General features: G+C 38.7%; 14 protein-coding genes. 5 read left to right on the forward strand and 9 right to left on the reverse strand.

Features of this window, described 5'->3' with window-relative positions; translation table 11 throughout:
• Positions 1 to 294 precede the first annotated feature (294 nt).
• Positions 295 to 813 carry a YceD family protein gene (locus VB733_RS06970; RefSeq protein WP_323339361.1) on the forward strand — a complete coding sequence of 173 codons (519 nt, stop codon included), beginning with the start codon at positions 295 to 297 and terminating at the stop codon, positions 811 to 813.
• 592 nt (positions 814 to 1,405) lie between these two features.
• Here VB733_RS06970 and VB733_RS06975 read toward each other — a convergent pair.
• The 5 genes from VB733_RS06975 to VB733_RS06995 form a co-directional block, all read right to left on the reverse strand.
• Positions 1,406 to 2,518 (reverse strand): AI-2E family transporter, encoded by a 1,113-nt coding sequence (locus VB733_RS06975; protein WP_323339362.1) that lies wholly within the window; start codon positions 2,516 to 2,518, stop codon positions 1,406 to 1,408.
• Between the two features lie 107 nt (positions 2,519 to 2,625).
• Entirely contained in the window at positions 2,626 to 3,345 is a 720-nt protein-coding gene (locus tag VB733_RS06980; RefSeq protein ID WP_323339363.1) for a molybdopterin-dependent oxidoreductase, read from the reverse strand.
• Between the two features lie 11 nt (positions 3,346 to 3,356).
• The gene (locus VB733_RS06985) at positions 3,357 to 3,953 is read right to left on the reverse strand and encodes a cytochrome b/b6 domain-containing protein (RefSeq protein ID WP_096615422.1); all 597 of its coding nucleotides are present in this window, start codon (positions 3,951 to 3,953) and stop codon (positions 3,357 to 3,359) included.
• 386 nt (positions 3,954 to 4,339) lie between these two features.
• Positions 4,340 to 4,549, reverse strand: a complete 210-nt coding sequence (locus VB733_RS06990) for a HetP family heterocyst commitment protein (RefSeq protein ID WP_323339438.1) — start codon at positions 4,547 to 4,549, stop codon at positions 4,340 to 4,342.
• Between the two features lie 715 nt (positions 4,550 to 5,264).
• Positions 5,265 to 5,978 (reverse strand): PAS domain-containing protein, encoded by a 714-nt coding sequence (locus VB733_RS06995; protein WP_323339364.1) that lies wholly within the window; start codon positions 5,976 to 5,978, stop codon positions 5,265 to 5,267.
• Positions 5,979 to 6,489: 511 nt separating this feature from the next.
• Here VB733_RS06995 and VB733_RS07000 point away from each other — a divergent pair.
• Complete coding sequence (locus tag VB733_RS07000; RefSeq protein WP_323339365.1) at positions 6,490 to 8,496, forward strand: AAA-like domain-containing protein; 2,007 nt, start codon at positions 6,490 to 6,492, stop codon at positions 8,494 to 8,496.
• Positions 8,497 to 8,848: 352 nt separating this feature from the next.
• Complete coding sequence (locus VB733_RS07005) at positions 8,849 to 11,218, forward strand: adenylate/guanylate cyclase domain-containing protein (protein ID WP_323339366.1); 2,370 nt, start codon at positions 8,849 to 8,851, stop codon at positions 11,216 to 11,218.
• A 28-nt stretch (positions 11,219 to 11,246) separates the two neighbouring features.
• Here the strand turns inward: VB733_RS07005 and VB733_RS07010 are convergent, their stop codons facing one another.
• Positions 11,247 to 12,740, reverse strand: coding sequence for a site-2 protease family protein (locus VB733_RS07010; protein WP_323339367.1), 1,494 nt, complete (start codon positions 12,738 to 12,740; stop codon positions 11,247 to 11,249).
• A 175-nt stretch (positions 12,741 to 12,915) separates the two neighbouring features.
• Here VB733_RS07010 and VB733_RS07015 point away from each other — a divergent pair, with 175 nt between their 5' ends.
• Positions 12,916 to 14,760, forward strand: a complete 1,845-nt coding sequence (locus tag VB733_RS07015; protein WP_323339368.1) for a tetratricopeptide repeat protein — start codon at positions 12,916 to 12,918, stop codon at positions 14,758 to 14,760.
• 32 nt (positions 14,761 to 14,792) lie between these two features.
• Here VB733_RS07015 and VB733_RS07020 read toward each other — a convergent pair whose 3' ends face one another.
• A complete protein-coding gene (locus tag VB733_RS07020; protein ID WP_323339369.1) occupies positions 14,793 to 15,170 on the reverse strand; it encodes a response regulator in 378 nt (125 codons plus the stop codon).
• Positions 15,171 to 15,232: 62 nt separating this feature from the next.
• Positions 15,233 to 16,249, reverse strand: coding sequence for a response regulator (locus VB733_RS07025; RefSeq protein WP_323339370.1), 1,017 nt, complete (start codon positions 16,247 to 16,249; stop codon positions 15,233 to 15,235).
• Positions 16,250 to 17,011: 762 nt separating this feature from the next.
• On the opposite strand from VB733_RS07025, the gene VB733_RS07030 reads away from it, so the two are divergent.
• Positions 17,012 to 17,938 (forward strand): RluA family pseudouridine synthase, encoded by a 927-nt coding sequence (locus tag VB733_RS07030; protein WP_323339371.1) that lies wholly within the window; start codon positions 17,012 to 17,014, stop codon positions 17,936 to 17,938.
• Positions 17,939 to 18,088: 150 nt separating this feature from the next.
• Here the strand turns inward: VB733_RS07030 and VB733_RS07035 are convergent, their stop codons facing one another.
• The gene (locus VB733_RS07035; protein WP_323339372.1) at positions 18,089 to 19,750 is read right to left on the reverse strand and encodes an ABC transporter ATP-binding protein; all 1,662 of its coding nucleotides are present in this window, start codon (positions 19,748 to 19,750) and stop codon (positions 18,089 to 18,091) included.
• Between the last annotated feature and the right edge of the window lie 148 nt (positions 19,751 to 19,898).

Genomic DNA, 19,898 nt, shown 5'->3' on the forward strand with positions numbered 1-19,898 from the left:
GATGGGGAGATGGGGAGACGCGGGGAAAATTAATCATAGCTGATTGCTGGAATTGACATCTTTACAATCAAAGAAACCCGGATTTTGTTAGTCGTTACCCACCTTGAAAGGTATAATCTATGACTTTTGTCTTGACAGAATACTAATAATATGTTTGGTGCATATGTTCTGGCTTACAAAACAAAAGTCGTTAGTTCACAACAAAGACCAATAATCGCTAGACTAAATCATGTATTGTCAGCAAATATATTAACAATACAGCTAATTTTTAATGTGAGATAGCTCACTACTCCTATGGACGCAATTTTCATTCCGCAGCTAACTAAAGCACCTGAGCGGACAGAGGAAATTCAGGTTAGAGAGTTTCTGCCCGGATTGGATACCCTAACACCCGTGCGTGGTGTAATTCGGGTCAGACACTGTGGTAATTACTTGGAAGTCTTGGCAAATGCAGAAGCAATAATTACTTGTACTTGCAACCGTTGCTTGCAACAATTCAATCATCGCTTGGCTGTTGATACATCTGAGATTATTTGGCTGGATGAAACTGCCAACCAAGTTGAAGATTTACCCTTAGAACGGGAAGTGCCACTAGAAGACTTGGTAGAATCTCTATTGCCGCAAGGATATTTTCACCCCAGTGAATGGTTGTATGAGCAGATGTGTTTAGCAATACCCTTCAGACAATTGTGCGATCGCAATTGCCAGGGTATTGAAAGCACTGCTAACAATAAATCCGATAATTCTGCGGAGAAAACCGTGGATAAGCGTTGGGCTTCCCTGGAGGCATTAAAGAAACAATTACCAGGTTAGGTTAATACTTGACTGGGTGATACCAATTCTCCAAAAGAAAGTAACAGATGGTGACGCAAAGACGCGGAGATTTAGCTTATGTGTTGCCAGATTTTGGAGAAACGATATGAGGCGGGGATTGGCGGGACGGAGACTGACACCAGCAAATGCTTCATTCCATCTCCTACTCCCGCGTTTCTTCGCTTACACACCAAATATTTTATATCTCTGGTAGTACCCCATAAGCTGACGTGCAGCTAAATTGTATAAATGAAAAACATCAAGTTATTGTAGTGCGGGCATCTTGCCCGCGTCTAATATACAAGTTAAATGCGCCACAGCTTACCCCCAATGGGTATATGTAATTAGCACAATGTGGTAAATATTTTTATACTTTATATTAGTAGTATGAGGTAACATTTTAGTAATAGTGTCTCCTCACGCTTACCACCGTCAAAGGAATCGCGGTCAAGGAAAAAATGAGGTATATCTCTGGCAAACATTAAGTGAAATAGTATTACTTTTTACCCCCGGTCGCTAACTGGGGGTTTTTATGTTGGTGAATTAAATTAATTAAATTTAACGTGAGTTCTACATTTTTGTACTGCCTAAATTACGGCGAATGGGACTGATTTGTCACCAAATCGCCTATTCCTTTGGCTTCTATTTCTTCACCTGCGAGATTGTTGCTGACTGATGATGACACCCATTTTTCCAGAGCATCCTTAATAATACCTGCTACGGGTACAGCAATCAACAATCCTAATAAACCGCCAATGTAAGTGCCAACTAATAACGAAGTCAAAACCCAAATTGGGCGAAGTCCAGTAAAACTCCCCAAGAGACGAGGTGCGATCGCCTGGTCAATGAGTTGGTCGATAATAATAGATATGCTGAAAATTTTTATAGCTAACCAAATATCGTGGGAGGTAATAATTAAGCTGACAACAGTAAGACTAACAATATCGCCGAAAGGAATTAAACTACAAATGCCAATTCCTAAGCCGAAAATTAAACCGAATGGAACTCGTAAGATTAAAAAGAGAATTGTGAGGGAAGTACCCATTAGTAAAGCTATAATAACTTGACCAATCAGGTAATTTTGGAAATTTTTATGAAAGGATTTCTGGATTTTATCACTAATATTTACTGGTATTTTTTTAAATATCCCATTCCAAATTCTCTCACCATCTATGAGAATATAGAAAGTAAAAACTAAAATAACTAAAGCTTCGGAAACACTATCAAATGCCTCAATCAGAAAATCGATAATTTGATTACCGAAATACTGAAACTCATCAGGTAAACGGTCTGTTAACTGAGTGACTAAATGAGTCAAGTCGATTTTTAAACCATGAGTAGATGCCCAATTATTTAAATTCAATAATTTTTGTTCACTCGAATCAATCCAATGAGGGAGGACTTTTACCATTTCATTAAATTGCTCAAAAACAAGAGGTAAGATTGTAATACCGAGTGCGATCGCAATTATCAAAGTAGAGATAAAAACTAATCCAGTTGCATAACCTCGCTTCACACCACGTTGCTGGATTAATCTCACTGGATAGTTGAGTATAAATGCAAATAATGAAGCTAGGACAAAAGTTGTAATAATTGGTTGGAAATAATGAAAAAACTTGAATGCTAACCAGCCATTAAGAAATATCAAGGGAAACAAAATGACTATAATTAACCATTTTAGTAGTTGATTTAGTGAAGTTATCATAATTAAAATTCCAGCCAGCACACATATAAATTTACCCTAGCTTATTTATATTATAGGTTGTAAAAATATCAACACGTTATTTAAAGAAGCTTATTAATCAGAAACTTTTAGAGTCCAGCAAACCATTCGTAACCTTGGTCTTCCCAATAACCTTTGTACATAGATAAATTACTCACTAAAGTAATTCGAGTCACCCATTTACTTTGTTTGTAACCCAATTTTATTGGTGATGCTAATCGTAAAGGTGCGCCGTTATCTACTGGTAATGGTTCGCCATTTTTCTGATAGGCTAATAGAGTTTGTGGGTGTAGCGCTGACGCAATATCCCAACTCGAATAGTAATTGTCTCCCGATAAAAAATAAGCATATTTGACGCTGTCTTTTGGTTGAGCGAGTGCTACAATTTCGCGCAATCTAATACCTCCCCATTGTACGATCGCAGCCCAACCTTCAACGCATACATGACGGATAATCATTGAGGTGAAAGGTAATGCTTGAATTTCTGACATCTTCAAACTCAGAGGATTATTTACCTCACCATCAATTATTAAACGATATTTTTCTGTATCGATAATTGGTGTATCTCTAAAAGTATTAACAATTAATGCCTGGGGTTCGATTTCTGTAGCTGGAAATTCCGGGATTAATTTTTGCGGTTGCAAGATTAAGGATTCAACTTTTTGGTTGATTGGTTCGGAAAGTTTACCAACAACATCTTCAAATATTGGCGTACCACAACCAGTCAAAAGCAAGTTGATTCCTGATAAACCCGATATTTGTAAAAATTGACGACGTTTGAGTTGTAACGGTTTACGAATAATGCTCATAAAATTGCCAATTACCAAAACATTGACTCGGTTAGTTGCTCACCTCCAGCTTTCCAGCCAAGGTATGAGTGCAGTAGGGCAAAGATAATAACCATGGGAACTGTTGAAAAGTGGACAATGCGTAAGGCTTGCCAACTCCCAAAACAATCGACAATCCCCGGAAATTGTGCTGGCTTGTACATCCCTATACCTGTAAATATTGCCAGCAGCAAGATGGGAATAATGCTTGTATAAACGATACGATGCCATGCATAGACTAAGCGTTTGGGATTTTGGGTTTTTTGTAGCGCTTTGATGTCCTTTGTGCTGACAAATTTATGTCGCCAGCGACGAGTTACTAGTATGTAAATTCCATACCAAAGCAGGTTTAAGGAAAATGCCCACATAGCCGCAAAGTGCCAGTGTCTACCACCTGCTAACCATCCTCCTAATGTGAACAGGGGAAAAATATGTAAACCTTCACGCCCTCCAAATACTGGGTTTGCGTTATAAATTTGCAAGCCACTCGTAAGCATCACAAACAGACTAACGATGTTTACCCAGTGAAAAATTTTGGCTGCATAAGCAATTTTGGGAATTTTCTGAGTTTTGGGTGGAACTGTCAACATTAGGTACTGGGGGTTGGATATCCTGAAAAATTTATGAATTCGTCAGATGTGTCATTTGATCAGTTATATAGTCATAACTATGACAGAAATACTATGACAGAAATCAACATTTTATTGTCAGTTGATTTAGTTTTTTATTAAGCATTTCCTGAAATTATCAAAGCTGGGTTTAAACCCAGCTTTGTTTTCATAATAGATTTTGGGAATAAACCCACTAACGATAATTTATATTTTCAAATTGAAGATACATGAATTGATGAGTGGCAGCATCCCAGACTTTATTCGATAAAGAGAGAATAATCTTGCAAGACATAACTGTTCCCAGTTCATACTTCTCCGCAATTATTGACTCTATCGGTAGATCAAAAAGTGGGATGCACCCTGAATTAATTTACACCGGTTCTATCCATCTGGTAGTTATCTTTTAGCAATCTGATGTAAGTACGATAAGGGATATAGTGCAATGGATCATACCCGTTAAAACGGAGAATAAGCACGCAAGCCCAGGAATACTTACCTGCAATAATTGCTTTCAGAACTTCTTCAACTTGTTTATTATTCATGTCTTTTATATCTCGATATCGGGATTGTTTAATGTTTTGGTCATAGGGAACATTTTTATCTCAATTCACAGTTTATATATGGATTGGGATACTATTTCGCAATTTATTAAAAAAACTGTAAAGACTTCATAAAGTTTTTGTCAATTTATCATTAATATCGCTCTTTTATCTAAATAAAATTACTGATTAAAATAAGTATTCAAGTTATTTTTTTAATATCCGTTTCATTAGGGAATATTTTAATTGTTACATAGCTTACGCAAGCAATAAATGATGTTAATAAGCATCTTTATTGGAGATGGTAAATGGCAATTGTTTATAGAATTTACCTATTCAGAAAATATTATTTTTTTTCAAATTAAATTATTCTTTATTTAAAGATATGTTGCGTAATTACTGATACGAGCATGATGATTAATTCACTGAAAATCAATGTATTGCAGTAACATAAATGCTAGTTAGGACAATTCTTCTTTTCATTCCAATCAACTGATGACAGATGAATCTGAGATGGCAATTGCAAAAATGGCAGTCAAAATATGATGACTATTTATACTTTATGCTGACTGTATCATGCTAATCAGGAAAATCTTGAATAAATCTGATTTTGGAACTACTTAAAGTTAATAGCTGAATCAGTCTTTTGAGAAAATCATAGTTAAATAAAAAAGAGGGGTACAAGCCCTCTTTGAATTAGAATTGATATGACTATCTAATAGTAGAGTTTAAAAATATATATTTTTTAGTGCTAACAGCTTGCACGTTTTCTGAGATGAGAATATATCTTAGCTTCAGTGCCAATTTCAATCAAAAAATCACTACATTTGCCCAACTGTGATTTACAACTGAGTTTTCCGGGATGCTTAATTTCTAAACCCAAACCATTAGTTTTAGTGGCTGCTTTGGTGGTAAAAAAAGGTTCAAAGATGCGTCGTTGAATATGGGGCAGAATGCCTTTACCATTATCGGAAATGCGAACTAGAATTTTTTGTTTTTGAGGGATTTTTCCTTCCTTAGTCTTAACGTTAACTAAATCAACAATCAGTTCTCCTACCCCTCGTTCCATAATCCACTTCCAATCACCCGATTTTGTCGCAATTCTAAATTCAACTTCGTAAGTCGCTTCTATGTTTTCCAGAAACCTTTTTCTGACGTTAAGCAAATGTGGTAAGTCTTGTGGATGTATCAACCGTTCAAAAGCTTTATAGTTAGAGATTTCGGCATTTTCATCACCCAAAATACTTAGAGAGAGAGAATCATAATGGAAGTTGCCAGTCACAGGATTCCATTCCCACAAACCTAAACCATTTTTTTCTAACGCTATTCGTAACGCCGACTGCAATTGCTGCTTATCTTCAAGCATTTGAAGTGCAGATAATAGCCCTGGTTCTGTAGAGACTGGGGCGCATCGTTGTGAAGCATCAACCTCAAACTGTTGGGTAGCTGGTTCTTCGATGTGCATAGCTGCTGGTAGGATGGGAAAGATGTTATGTAGCTCTACGGGTCTTAGCACCCTGACAGTTAACAGGGAATATAGTGAAGAAAGTTAACCATTTGTTAACCAAAGCACAGTTTTTCCTGCATTTTAATGTCAGACACCAGAATCAATCGTGAACTGAAGTCACAAAAAGGTAAATGGACAAATGTAACTGTCTCGTTTTCTTAAATGTCAGGCTCAAACCCAAATAAGCTACATTACGTATATTCAAATTTGGAAATATCGGCAAACTATAGTATATAAATTAACAATATTCCTATTAATTTCTTGGTCTAGCAAGATTCAGTGAACGCTGAAATCGAGGCAATATAGATGTTTCATTGTTTAACTAAAAAGTCAAGGTTTTCTTGTAGTCTTTTGACAACAAGGACTAGTTTCCCAGTAATGCTGAGGCTACAGAACTGTTAATTGTTTTACTGCTGAACTTTTAGACAATCCGACAACAGAAAACCACAATAATAAGAACTAATGACTGATGACAATCGAAGAAGTCATATTGCTACTCAAAGCTAGCCTTCCAAATACTTTAACTCCACTTCAAGAGTTAGTTTTACGATCTTCATGGGAAGGTAAAACTTATACGAATATAGCTTTAGAAGCTCATTACGGTGAAGAAAGAGTTAGAAAAGTTGCCTCAAGTCTATGGCAATTCATGAGTGATTTTTGGCAGGAGCCAATCCAGAAATCAAATTTCCGCTATGTTCTCGAATCACGGAGTTTAAATAGAAGGCAGTATCAGTTGATTAAAGAGTTTAATCAAGCTACTAGTACGGTGTCATTAGAATTCCCTAGTGGTCCCGTATCAAAAGATTCTAACTTTTATGTATGTCGTCCGCCAATTGAAGAACTTGCTTGCAGTGAAATTACTGAGTTAGGTGGTGCTGTTTGTATTAAATCACCTAGAAAAACAGGAAAAAGCTCCTTACTTTTGAGGATTTTGGCACATGGGAATAATTTGGGTTACAGAACCGTGAGCTTGGATTTTCAGCAAGTTGATATCTCTATTTTTACTAACGCCAATACAGATAAATTTTTGCGTTGGTTTTGTGCTAACGTTAGTCGCGAGTTGGGCTTGGAGGCAAAACTTAACGATTATTGGGATGAAGATATGGGCAGCAAAGTTAGTTGTCTGATTTATTTTCAGGATTATTTACTGACATCGTTAGCAAATCCGTTAGTTTTAGCCTTAAATGAAATCGACGTAGTTTTAGAGCATCCAGAAATTGCCAGGGATTTTTTGACGCTGTTGCGTTCATGGTACGAGCAGGCAAAGTATCTAGAAATTTGGCAAAAGCTCAGGTTGGTAATGACTTATTCGAGTGAGATGTTGGTGCCTTCGCGGGTTACACATTCACCATTTAGTATTGGTTTGCCAATTAAGTTATTACCGTTTTCTCAAGCACAAGTAGAGGATTTAGCCCAGCGACATGGTTTAGATTGGCATGATGGGGATGAAGCCGATCGCTTAATGGCTATGGTGGGAGGGCATCCTTACTTAATTAGACTAGCGCTCTACTATCTAGTTAGCAAAGGGGGATTAGAAGGTAATTTGGAGCAACTATTGCAACAGGCACCTACGGAATCTGGTGTTTTTAATGAGTATTTACGAGAGTATGTTGTGCTTTTGCGTGGAGAACCTGAACTCGCAGCCGCTTTTTATGAAGTGATTACCGCCGATACTCCGGTAAAATTGGAAATACCGATCGCCCATCGCCTACAGAGTTTAGGGTTGGTGAATTTAGAAGCCGATTATGTTCACCCTGCTTGTGAGCTGTTTCGGCTTTATTTCCATGAACAGCTCAATTCTGGAGAATACGCTAGTCATGCTCGTATGGAGGAACTCCAACGCGAGAATCAGCGCTTACGGGTGCGGACAACTTTAGATGAACTGACACAACTGGCTAACCGTCGTTATTTCAATACCTATCTACAAATTGAGTGGCAACGTTATGCCCGCGAGAATGTCGCCAGATCATCGGAGGAACAAATCCCCATATCATTGATTTTGTGCGACATTGATTACTTTAAGATTTATAACAAAACCTACGGTGATATTGCTGGTGATGATTGTTTACGGAAAATTGCTAAAACTATTCAGAAATGTTTAAATCAGCGATTTGGGGGTAGTTTTTATGCCGCTAAAGGTAATTTGGATGCATCTAGTTCTGGGAGTATGGGAATGGAACATCAATCGGTACTGATTGCACGCTATAGTGGTGAACAGTTTGGAATAATTGTTCATGGTGATGCAAGTGTCGCAGTCAACACAGCGGAAAGTCTTCGCGAAGCTGTCAAAGAACTGGCAATTTTATGCGATTATCCAGGAATTGGTGGACTTCCTGCAACTGTGTTAACTATTAGTATTGGCGTTGCGAGTGTTATTCCCGATACTGATACTGAACCTGAGGCTATTACTATCGCAGCTGAAAAAGCCTTAAATTTAGCGAAACGTCGAGGACGCGATCGGGTTGTATTGGGTTAGGGATGAAGCAACTTTTTGATTGCCTCCTTCTTCTTGTATATTTACCTGTTTTTTGGAACACTAGCTTAGAGAAACATCAGTGGTGCGGAAAATTAAATCTTTATTTTTCCAGAAGGTAGATAAGTTAAGAATAAGTAACAATTATTACAGATTTAGGTTAAATATCTGTATTGACTATATGAGTACAGCATGATGTCAATCAAAGTAACTATTTCTGTTACTTGCTTTTGCTTGAAAGCCTGGCGATTCAAAAATTATTCATCTTGTCTGCTTGTACTTGTATGAATCTAATTGCTTCTTTTTTTTGATTACCTGCTGAACTTAAATTTTGCAGAATTATTATCGTACCACAATGAAATACCAGGTACTTGATCGTATTTTTAATAAACATCATACATCGCGTAAATTTGAGCGTTTAGAGATTGATGCAAATTTGCAGATTATTGATACTTCGGAACAAGTAGAGCGATTTGCGGATAATCCGATGGAAGTGATGTTAGGAAAAGATATCCGCTTAGGTTTTCCAGAATTTATTGGTTTAGAAGATGTTTTGATTTCCATCTTAGAAGGGAATCAAGATTTATTTGAATTGGAGGGAATCCGGCGCTGTTTAGATAATAAAGATGATTTATATATTGATATATATATTTTGAGAGAAACTAGTCACGAGGAAAAAGAAAATCGTCTGATTATTTTATTAGAAGATGTGACAGATATGATGCTCCTCAAGCAGAGAATTTCCCAAAAGTCCCATGAGACAAATCTGCTGTCGAGCGTTTTAGGATCATATAAAAATTATATGGATAAAGTTATCACTTCAATGGCAGATGCTTTGATAGTGACAACAAAATCTGGAGAAATTAAGAAAGTTAATCGGGCGACGCTGGAGTTATTTGGTTATAGTGAAGAAGAATTAATTAATCAATCTATTTCTATAATTATTGATGATAATCAACTCCTGCAAAAAGCTATTCAAAAATATACTGTGTTTCACAAATATTTCCAAAATGCAGAAGTAGTTTGTCGCACTAAAACCAAAGAGAAAGTTCTCGTTGCCTTTTCTTGTTCGGTAATTCCTAAAAAAATCGAAGGTTTAGAAGATATTGTTTATATTGGCAGGGATGTCACAACACGTAAACGTAGACAGCAGAGGCATTCTGCACAATATACAATTACAAGAATTTTATCAGAATCAACGAGCATAAAATTGGCGATGCCAGAAATTTTAAGGATTATTTGTGAAAGTTTAGGATGGGATTTAGGGGAACTTTGGACATCACATGAATATATTCCCAAATCAACATTACAAAATCACAGTTATCCCGTGCTTCGTTGTGTAGAAATGTGGTCTTCGCGTACCGTCTCTGTGCGAGAATTTAAGTTAGTTACTTGGAAAACTATATATCGTGCGGGCATGGGTTTACCTGGTAGAATTTGGACAATGGGTACGCCAATATGGGTAAGGGATGTCACAAACGATGTGGATGAGCGATCGCAATTTGCAGTCAAGGCGGGATTAAATGCTGCTTTCGGTTTTCCAATTTTAGACGATCGCCATACTTTTGGAGTCATGACTTTTTTTAGTCGGGAAGTACAACCCCCAGATATCGAATTACTACAAATGATGGTTTCTATTGGTAGTCAAATTGCAGAATTTATTAAACGGAAACATGCAGAGGAAGCGCTGTTAGAAAGCGAAGAAAGATATCGTGATTTGTTTGAAAATGCGAATGATTTAATTCAATCAGTCAATACCTATGGGGAAATTATCTATGTGAATCGTGCTTGGCGGGAAACATTAGGATATAGCGAACACGATATTGCGAATATGAATATTTTTGATATTATTCCTAGTGATTATCAAAAACATTGTCGCCAGATATTTTCCCGCGTTATCGCTGGTAAGAATTTTGAGTCACTACAAACGGCTTTTTTTACTAAAAATGGTGATAAAATTATTTTGGAAGGAAATATAAATTGTAAATTTGCAGATGGAAAACCTGTCGCCACACGTGGTATTTTCCGCAACATTACTCATCGCATCAGTGTGGAAAATGCCCTACGAGAACAACAAGAACAAACCGAACGTTTGCTACTGAATATTTTGCCGGAAACTATTGCCAATCGCCTCAAAATTCAACCTGGCAACATTGCCGAAGACTTTGCTAATGTATCAGTTTTATTTGCTGATATTGTGGGATTTACAGAGATATCATCCCAATTAGGAGCAATTCAACTCGTACAACTACTCAATAAAATTTTCTCAGCCTTTGACCGATTATGCGATCGCTATGGTTTGGAAAAGATTAAAACGATTGGTGATGCCTACATGGTAGTTGGTGGTTTACCGAACCGTAGTTCTAATCATGCCCAGGCAATTGCAAATATGGCAATCGAGATGCAAAATGCGATCGCCTGTTTCAACATGGAGAACCAACAAAATTTTAACATCCGCATTGGTATTCATAGCGGACCTGTGGTTGCTGGTGTCATTGGGATTAAAAAGTTTACCTATGACCTCTGGGGAGATACGGTCAATATTGCCAGTAGAATGGAGTCTCACGGGTTAGTTGGTCAAATTCAGGTGTCAGAAGATACATATAATCTCTTAGCTGATGAATTTACCTGGGAAAAACGGGGCGAAATTGAAGTTAAAGGTAAAGGGACAATGACAACCTATTTGTTGAAAGGAAGAGTTGCGAGTGGGGAAAAAGGAGAGTAAAGACTCCCCATTCCTCTATCTTTGATTCCTAACCAATTCCTAATTTCCCAGCTAAGGCAGGGGTTAGGGGTATTAGTGTTGCTACCATTAAAAATAATGCCAGCAAACCTAAAGCAGCGCGGGCATCATCCGGTTCACTAATCTCATTTAAGCTAGGACGCTCCAAATCCCTTTGCAAAAAGAATATCGCGATCGCCCAATACATTGCTAGAGGATTTCCCAAAGCAACTATCAACAATACCAGTAAGGTTGCAAAGGTAGTTCTACTAGCTATTTTACGTCCGTAAATTGCCTGAACAATACGTCCTCCATCCAATTGTCCTGCGGGCATTAAATTTAGTGCAGTGACAACTAAACCTAACCAACCAATCGCCACTAGCGGATGTATGCTAACTACCGATGCTTGTAAAGCGGAACCTAAAATAACTTTTGCCAAACTGCCAACTAAAATTGAACCTTGGAAAAATTGGCTCGGTAACTGAAACACACCACCTTGTGGTGATAGTAATAACCCCACTACCAACATAATTAGAGAAACAATTCCCCCGGTGGCTGGTCCCGCCAAGGAAATATCAAATAATACACTCCGATTCAGTAGTACGGATTCAAATCGGGTAATTGCTCCAAAGGAACCAATCTGTATAGCCGGGATAAAGAAAGGAAAACTCAAGCGCACTTGATAACGACGAGCAACCACCCAATGACCGATTTCGTGAGCTAAGAGGACACTAAATATACCAACTGCAATCGGTAGTGCTTGTTGGTAGCGTGAAGGTTCAGCGAAGAAATCAAAGCCCAGTAATAAACCTGAGGCTTCCACACAGGTGGCGACTGTGGCGATGAGTAATATCCCGGCAAATACCTTTTGTGGTAAGGTTGTCGCTAATGGGTCATTACGACTGGGGAGGACGATAACTACAGGTTTTCCTTCGCTACCCTCAACTAAAAACAAACGATATTTATCACCTAAACGTTCGTGCAAACTTTCAGTTAAGCGGTTGTGGATGGCTTCCGCTTCTCCTCGGAGATTGCCTTTGAAAATCGCACCTTCCTGGTAAGGTATGGTTTCCGTGGCAAAAAAGGTATCAATGCCAAAAATACCTTTGATTGCAGTCAAATCTGCATCGGGAATCGGAATCGGTTCCACTAAAACAGGGATAACAGCAGGTGAGTTCGGGTTTTCTGTAGTATCTGTTGCGGATGGATTATTTTCCGACAATCTGGCGGCTGCTTTTTGGCGCAAAATTGTCTCCTGCCCAGCCGCACGCAGTTGTCTGCCTAGGTAAACGTACAGCCCTGCGGAAGCAACCAGTAAAAACAGAATACCCACAATGTTTATATAAATCCCAGCTGCGAACAAGCCGAAGAATAACAGCCAGGGAGCCATTAATACAAGCGACTGCAACCAGGCTAAGATTCCTAGCTTACCAAAAGGTCTGGCGCGATAAAAGCCCCAACCCAAAATACCAACAGCGACAATCAAAACGATTGCGACTAAAGGAGTCTCTGACGTAGTAAACATCTTCCAAACCTTTGTTTTACAAGACTAAGCCTGAGTTAGTCATTTAATTAAAGACTATTAATTAATGTATGGCGAAACGGGGAAAGGGGGAAGGGGGAGAGGGAGAAATCGGAATGAATCATCGCAATCGAGAACTAACCGCTAGAATTGAAAATGGTGTTTTCTAGTGGGTAACGTGTCTGATTCTCTGTCATTGCGTGATAAGTATCTTGCTCTCATCGATGAAATCGTGGCGGCTACACTTCAGGGTAAGATTAGCTCTGCCGAACAGGTATATCAAATGCTGCTCAAGGGCGTGACTACCGATACGGGAGAGATTTTTGAGATGTTGTTGAGCGATCGCCTCAATTCGACTCAGCAACTGGTAAACTCAGAAAAGGATGAACTCAAACAAGCTAAGGCAACCCGTAGTCTGCGAGCGATTAAGACTATTCAAACCCAATGGCTGCGGGCTGAGGAAGAGAATAAAACCAGAGGAGCCATGGCTGCGGCGATTAGGGAAATTACGACTTCGGCTCCTGAAGAACAACTAGGGGTGTTTTTGCGGGTTATCGACCAAAATCACAAAAATCCTCTGAATTTACAACAAATTCAACAGCTAGCAAAATCTTTAAACCAGTACGCCCAGGCAGACTCTAATTTACAGCAAATTGCCAATGGAGTCATCCGTGGTGCTGCATCATGGCAGCGACTCCAAGAACATCTCGTCAGTTGGATGTACGAGCGTCAGGATACAATTGGATTTGGGGGAGTGCCAGGGGATAGTGGTCCTTGGGCAACTTGGGCAAAACAAGTCAAAAGCGAATTTCCAGAAGCCCTGTTTCGGACTTTGGCAAGGGAGGAATCGGTGATTGAATTTGCCGAGAGACAGCGTAATTTCAATATGGGTGATTGGGTAGAAGTTGCTATTATTTTGCAATATATTCAACGAGGTTTAGTGAATTGGTTTGACCAACAACCCTACAATATCAAGGCTGGTTCCAAACTATCAATATCCACCTTTTTGACATTTGCTGTCATTTGGAGCTATTTAGCAATTGGATTGCGAGCGATCGCGAATATCTATGGTGATGCCTCTTCGCAGGTAATGTTACAAATATTACGGACTTTTTCGCAAAAGCAGTATTTTCCCTTGTATGGTGGGTTATTTGCGTCATTTTCCGGCAGCTATTTGCGGAATGCCCTAGACTATCTCGATGAGCCATTACGTACAGCCGCAGGAACTCAAGAAAAAGCGAGGATTTTGACACTTTTAGGCTATTCACAACGGGCAATGGGACAATATGCCCGTGCCAAAGGATTTCACCAGCAAGCTTTGGAGATAGCCAGGAATGCGGGGGATAGAAGTTGCGAAATTGCTAACCTCAATCATCTCAGTCGCACCTGTGTCGAAGAGAGAGATTACAACGAAGCGATTGATTACAGTCAACGTGCTTTAATTTTCAGTCGTCAATCGGGAGATAAAACCGGGGAAGCGAATGCGCTGGTGAATTTGGGTTATAGCGAAGTCATGACAGCGCAGCAGCGAGAAGATGCGACAGCAGAAACCTATGAAATGGCGATTAATTATTTACAGCAAGGCTTGAAATTATCAGAACAGTTGGGTGATATTCAAAGTAAAGCTTTATGTTTGAGTAGTTTAGGAATTGCTTATCAAGTAGTCGGAGAATCACAAAAAGCGATTCAAAATTTAGAGAGTGCATTTAATACCGCACAGCTTTGTGGAGATTTATATTTGCAGGGTTTGAATTTAGCTAATTTAGCTGAAACAAATTACAGTCTGGCAAATTTTGAACGTGCGGTTTATACAGGTTGTTTAGGAATGTATCTACTCAATCAAATTTCTTCCCGCGAATGGCGTAAACCCGCTAGTTTATTAGCAATTTTAAAGGGGCAATTAGGAGAAGAAAGATTTCAAACAGCATTACAATCGAATCGTCAAAAAATGATTGCTGTAATTGGGGTAGATGGATATGATTATATTCCCCAATTATTGGAGATATTCCGCAATGAAATGTAGTTAAAATTATGATCAATAATGACTAATTTATATTATGATTTTAATGAGGCGATCGCATCAACTAATTCTTGGCGGGTATAGGGTTTTGTTAAATAAATATTCGCACCTTGTCGGATTCCCCATAAACGGTCAATTTTTTGATTTTTAGATGTACAAATAATAATCGAAATGTCTTTAGTTAATGGGTTTTTTCGTAACAACCGACATAACTCAAATCCGCTCATTTCCGGCATGACAACATCAGTAATGACGATATCCGGTGTTTCCGCAAATATAATTTTCACAGCCTCTTTAGCATTACCAGCTTTGAATATCTCGTAGCCAGTTCCATCCAAAAAATGGCTCATTAACTCCAACTGACTGGGAGAATCTTCGACAATCGCAATTTTCCCTAATAAAATCGCACTCATTTTTTATTAACCAAATTGCAGCAATGTTTTCTCACTAATTAGAACATAATCATCATTGACAATCAAATATCAACATCTAAATGACTAAAAATAATTTTGAGTAAATCAGCTTGTGTAAATGGTTTAGTTAAATATCCCGAAGCTCTGACAATTTTGGCTTTGGCTTTGTCAATTAAGCTGGTTCTGGCTGTCACCATAATTACTGGAGTATTTTGAAAATACGCATGTTTTCGCAACAGAGAACATAATTCATAACCATTTAAATTTGGCATTCCAATATCAAGTAGAATTAAATCAGGTTTAATCCGAATAGTCTGCATTAAAGCTTTCAAGGGATCATTAATACCAATAACATCAAAAAACTGATCATCTAAAAAATATTTAATCGCATTGATAATTGTCGGACTATCATCAATACACATCACTTTATAAATGCGTTGATTATTTGTTTTCCCTGATTGATGACTATTATTAGCATTATCTTTGGCATCATGCTGACTGTATGCAGGTGATTCTTCAGATTTATTTGCTGGAGTTCTGTAGTAACTAGGATTTTCTGTTCTTTGTTGGCATTTCTCAACTAAAGATTTTACGTCCAAATAACAAAACTTTGGCATTTTGCTAATAAAGCTTTCCCCCGTAAATTCATAACTACCTTCCGTTAAATTCAAGAATGCGGCGATGACTTCTAAAGATATTTCCTCTACAATTATTCCCGCTTGTATGGGAGTAATATATTTTTGATTTACTAACCAACAAATAGCTAAGTAATCTGGGTTTTCAATTGCTTGATTGTCAATTGCAGTCTCAAAGATTGTCCGTAGTTTTTTGTATGTTTCCCGATTGAGAGTCGGAATTTCTTCACTAAATAACTTTAATTTTTTATACAGTAAATCAAATGCCCTTTCCGAATAATTAGCATATACTAGTTTCCCTTTTTCAAAATATATCAGCCAAGATGTGGAAGCACTGAAAACTTGCAAGCAGCCAGTTTTTGGAGTGCTTGTCACCTGGTTTAAAATAAATAATGGCTGTATTTTCTGAAAAAATCTATATCTGCCAATTGGAAGTATTTGCATAGGAAAAAAGTATAGAAAAAGTTTTTTAAGAAAACCTAAATAGTTTTGTAGTTGATTTTAAATTCTGTTGGCAATTAATTTGCTTGATTTTATTGATATACATATCATCTCGCCATTAACTATTGCTTACATTCACATTACTACAAGTTATCAAAAAAAATAGCCAATAAGTGCAGATTCTGATGAAGAAGTCAATAACATTTTCACCTTCTTAATCAGTATTTGACTAAGAATTAATAGTAATAAATAAAACCTACAGTTACAAAAGTTGATATCTTTATATAAAAATTGATTATTCGAGAATGTAATTTATAAAACTTTCTGCAATTAATAGTTATTCTCTGAAAAGCTTAAGAATAGCTTGTTTTTCTTATTATTTATAGTACCCATACTGATTATAGATGTATAATATATAGATAGTGAGAATAAAAGAGATTGAGAAATTACTAGTAATAGCTGAAATGGCTGCATACCACCATTTTAAGGATTGAATTTGAGCTAGAATTGCCACAGTAATCTTAAATGCTACTTCTTGTATAAATATTGCCGTCCGCCTAGTTTTGGAAAATTAATTATAAATTTACACTCTCCTCTAAATATACTTCTATAGAAATGTCTTGAAGCTACAATTGTATAGACATATTCTGATACTACCAGATACGGTAGAATAAGTTGTTGCGTAATAACAGTGTATATTTCTTTTGCACAACTACTTAAATTCAGTGCTTTGCCAAAACAACGGGGAATGAGATTAGGATAACAGTGAACGAAATCAATTTATATGTAGAAGATAGTGGGGAAAGACTAGACCGTTATCTTGCCGACGAAATACCAGAGTTATCACGATCGCGCATTCAAAGTTTAATTGAACAAGGTTGTGTCCAAGTTAATCGCCAACCCTGTGCTTCCAAAAAAATCGCAGTTCAAGCAGGCGACTATATAGTTATCAATATTCCCGACGCAGAACCCCTCGAACTGCAACCGGAAAACATTCCCTTAGATATTCTCTACGAAGACGAACACTTAATCATCATCAACAAACCTGCGGGATTAGTTGTCCATCCTGCACCCGGACATCCTAACGGTACATTAGTGAATGCGGTGCTGGCTCATTGTCCCAACTTACCAGGAATTGGCGGCATCCAACGTCCGGGGATTGTCCATCGCTTAGATAAAGATACAACAGGTGCGATCGCAATTGCCAAAACTGAACAAGCACACCAACATCTGCAAGCACAACTCAAAGCCAAAACGGCACGCCGTGAATATCTCGGCATTGTTTATGGTGTACCCAAAACTGAAAGTGGCACAATTGATTTACCTATTGGTCGCCATCCAGTAGACCGTAAAAAAATGGCAATAATTCCCGTCGAAAAAGGTGGACGTGTTGCTGTCACCCACTGGCAAGTCAAGGAGCGTCTCGGAAACTATACCCTCATCCTATTTCAGCTAGAAACTGGACGTACTCATCAAATTCGCGTTCATAGTGCCCAGGATAATCATCCAATTGTCGGCGACCCTTTGTATAGTTCCGCACGTTCTCTGGGGGTAAATTTGTCAGGGCAAGCACTCCATGCCTGGCGATTGAGGTTGCAGCATCCCCTCACAGAAGAGTGGGTAGAAGCGATCGCACCACTACCGGAAGAATTTCTGAAATTGTTGGAAGTATTGCGGCGACGCAATAGTTAGGAAAATCCGGAAACATATCCAAGTTCTAAATCCCTTGTAAAACCTGGATTTCTTAATTGCGTAACTTGCTTCTCGCTCTGCGAGTATTGCGTAGCTTGCTTCTCGCTCTGCGAGTATTGCGAATTGCGAATTGCGAATTGCGAATTGGTATTAAGCCCTGGCGAGTAACGGAGCCGCCCCTAACAGCTTTTTCGTATATTCATGTTGGGGATTTTTGAAAATTTCCTTGGTATTACCAAGTTCGACGATTTTACCAGCATTCATCACCGCAATGCGATCGCACAAAAACCTCGCCAACCATAAATCATGGGTAATGAACAAGTAGGTTAACTCAAATTCCTCTTTTAATGCCAACATCAAGTCCAATACTTGCGACTGCACACTCGCATCTAACATACTTACAGGTTCGTCACAAATCAAGAGTTTGGGATGGGTAATCAAGGCGCGGGCAATGGCTACACGCTGCTGCTGCCCTCCAGAAAGTTCGGAGGCATAACGCTGATAGTAGGTTTCCGCAGGTACTAATCCCACCCGTTCCAACATCGCTAAAACTTGTTTTTTAGCTTCCTCCGGTGTCGCCATCCCATGAATTAATAAAGGATCACTTATATTTTGACCTACCGACATCGCCGGATTTAAACATGCATGGGGGTCTTGAAATATCATTTGGATTTGTCGTCGTGAGGCGCGCATATCTTGACGCGACAAATTCGTTAATTCTGTACCCAAAAATTCCACTTCACCACCAGTCGGGCGAATTAATTGCAGGATTGTCCGCGAGAGAGTGCTTTTACCACAACCGGACTCACCCACTAAGCCGAGAATTTCCCCCGGATACAATTCCAAATTAATGCCATCGACAGCTTTAATTGTTTGTCCTTCCGCCTTAAAGAAACGTTCAATCAAATTCGGCTCGATCGCATAATGTTGTTTGAGTTCCTTGACTCGGAGAATTGGCTGTGAGGATTGGGGCGTAATACCCTCTGCTTGCACAATATTGTCAGCGCTAACTTCATCAATCGATTGGATGTGTAATGCTGCTTTGAGTAGTGATTGTGTATATTCGTGTTGAGGATGGCGAAAGACAGAATCGGTAGCACCCGTTTCCACCATTTTCCCAAAATACATCACACCGATGCGATCGCAATATTCGGCAACCATCGCTAAGTCGTGGGAAATCAACAGCAAAGCCATATTCTCTTCGCTGCAAAGTCGGGTAAGCTCCTGCAAAATTTGTGCGGAAACTGTCACATCCAAACTTGTGGTCGGTTCATCGGCAATAATTAACTTTGGACTCAGTAGCAAAGCTAAAGCGATCGCTACCCGTTGTCGCATTCCCCCACTAAATTCATGGGGATACTGGTTCCAGCGATTTGCGGCGATGTTCACCTTTGCTAGCGTGGCGATTGCCTTCTCCTTTGTCTCCTTGGTTGATAACTCCGGTGCATGTGCCTTAAGAGTCTCCAAACAATGGTTGCCAATAGTCATCAACGGATCAAGTCTTGTCATCGGGTCTTGGAATACCAGTGCCGCTACCTCACCCCGAAATCTACGCATTTCATTGGGCGTTAAATCCAAAACCGACTTACCCTGAAAACTAATTTTCCCCTCAATCTGCGAATTCGCTGGCAGTAAGCGCATTACCGCCCGTCCTAGGGTTGACTTCCCACAACCCGACTCACCCACTAATCCCATTCTTTCACCGGGCTGTAGCGCAAAAGACACATTATCAACAGCCCAACTTGGTTCTTCGTGACTACGTTGGGGGTAAGCTATCCGTAAATTTTCAACACTAAATAATGGTTCTGGCATATTTGGTTAATGATTAATGGTTAATTATTAATGGGCATAGAGCATGATTGAGCATAGCTCATTGACTATTAGCCAAAAACAAAGAAGTAATTAATACTCAGTGCAATTGTTAAAATACTGTATCAGATTAGATTACAGATGTTGGCAA

This window comes from Calothrix sp. UHCC 0171, from assembly GCF_034931845.1.
In the GTDB taxonomy this organism is placed as follows: domain Bacteria; phylum Cyanobacteriota; class Cyanobacteriia; order Cyanobacteriales; family Nostocaceae; genus Brunnivagina.

Bases quoted from the DNA above. Each gene is read 5' to 3' on its own strand.
- VB733_RS07020 (WP_323339369.1), bottom strand. From the start codon at position 15,170: ATGAGTGCGATTTTATTAGGGAAAATTGCGATTGTCGAAGATTCTCCC.
- VB733_RS07035 (WP_323339372.1), bottom strand. From the start codon at position 19,750: ATGCCAGAACCATTATTTAGTGTTGAAAATTTACGGATAGCTTACCCC.
- VB733_RS06975 (WP_323339362.1), bottom strand. From the start codon at position 2,518: ATGATAACTTCACTAAATCAACTACTAAAATGGTTAATTATAGTCATT.
- VB733_RS06995 (WP_323339364.1), bottom strand. From the start codon at position 5,978: ATGCACATCGAAGAACCAGCTACCCAACAGTTTGAGGTTGATGCTTCA.
- VB733_RS07025 (WP_323339370.1), bottom strand. From the start codon at position 16,249: ATGCAAATACTTCCAATTGGCAGATATAGATTTTTTCAGAAAATACAG.
- VB733_RS07000 (WP_323339365.1), top strand. From the start codon at position 6,490: ATGACAATCGAAGAAGTCATATTGCTACTCAAAGCTAGCCTTCCAAAT.
- VB733_RS06980 (WP_323339363.1), bottom strand. From the start codon at position 3,345: ATGAGCATTATTCGTAAACCGTTACAACTCAAACGTCGTCAATTTTTA.
- VB733_RS07010 (WP_323339367.1), bottom strand. From the start codon at position 12,740: ATGTTTACTACGTCAGAGACTCCTTTAGTCGCAATCGTTTTGATTGTC.
- VB733_RS07005 (WP_323339366.1), top strand. From the start codon at position 8,849: ATGAAATACCAGGTACTTGATCGTATTTTTAATAAACATCATACATCG.
- VB733_RS06985 (WP_096615422.1), bottom strand. From the start codon at position 3,953: ATGTTGACAGTTCCACCCAAAACTCAGAAAATTCCCAAAATTGCTTAT.
- VB733_RS06970 (WP_323339361.1), top strand. From the start codon at position 295: ATGGACGCAATTTTCATTCCGCAGCTAACTAAAGCACCTGAGCGGACA.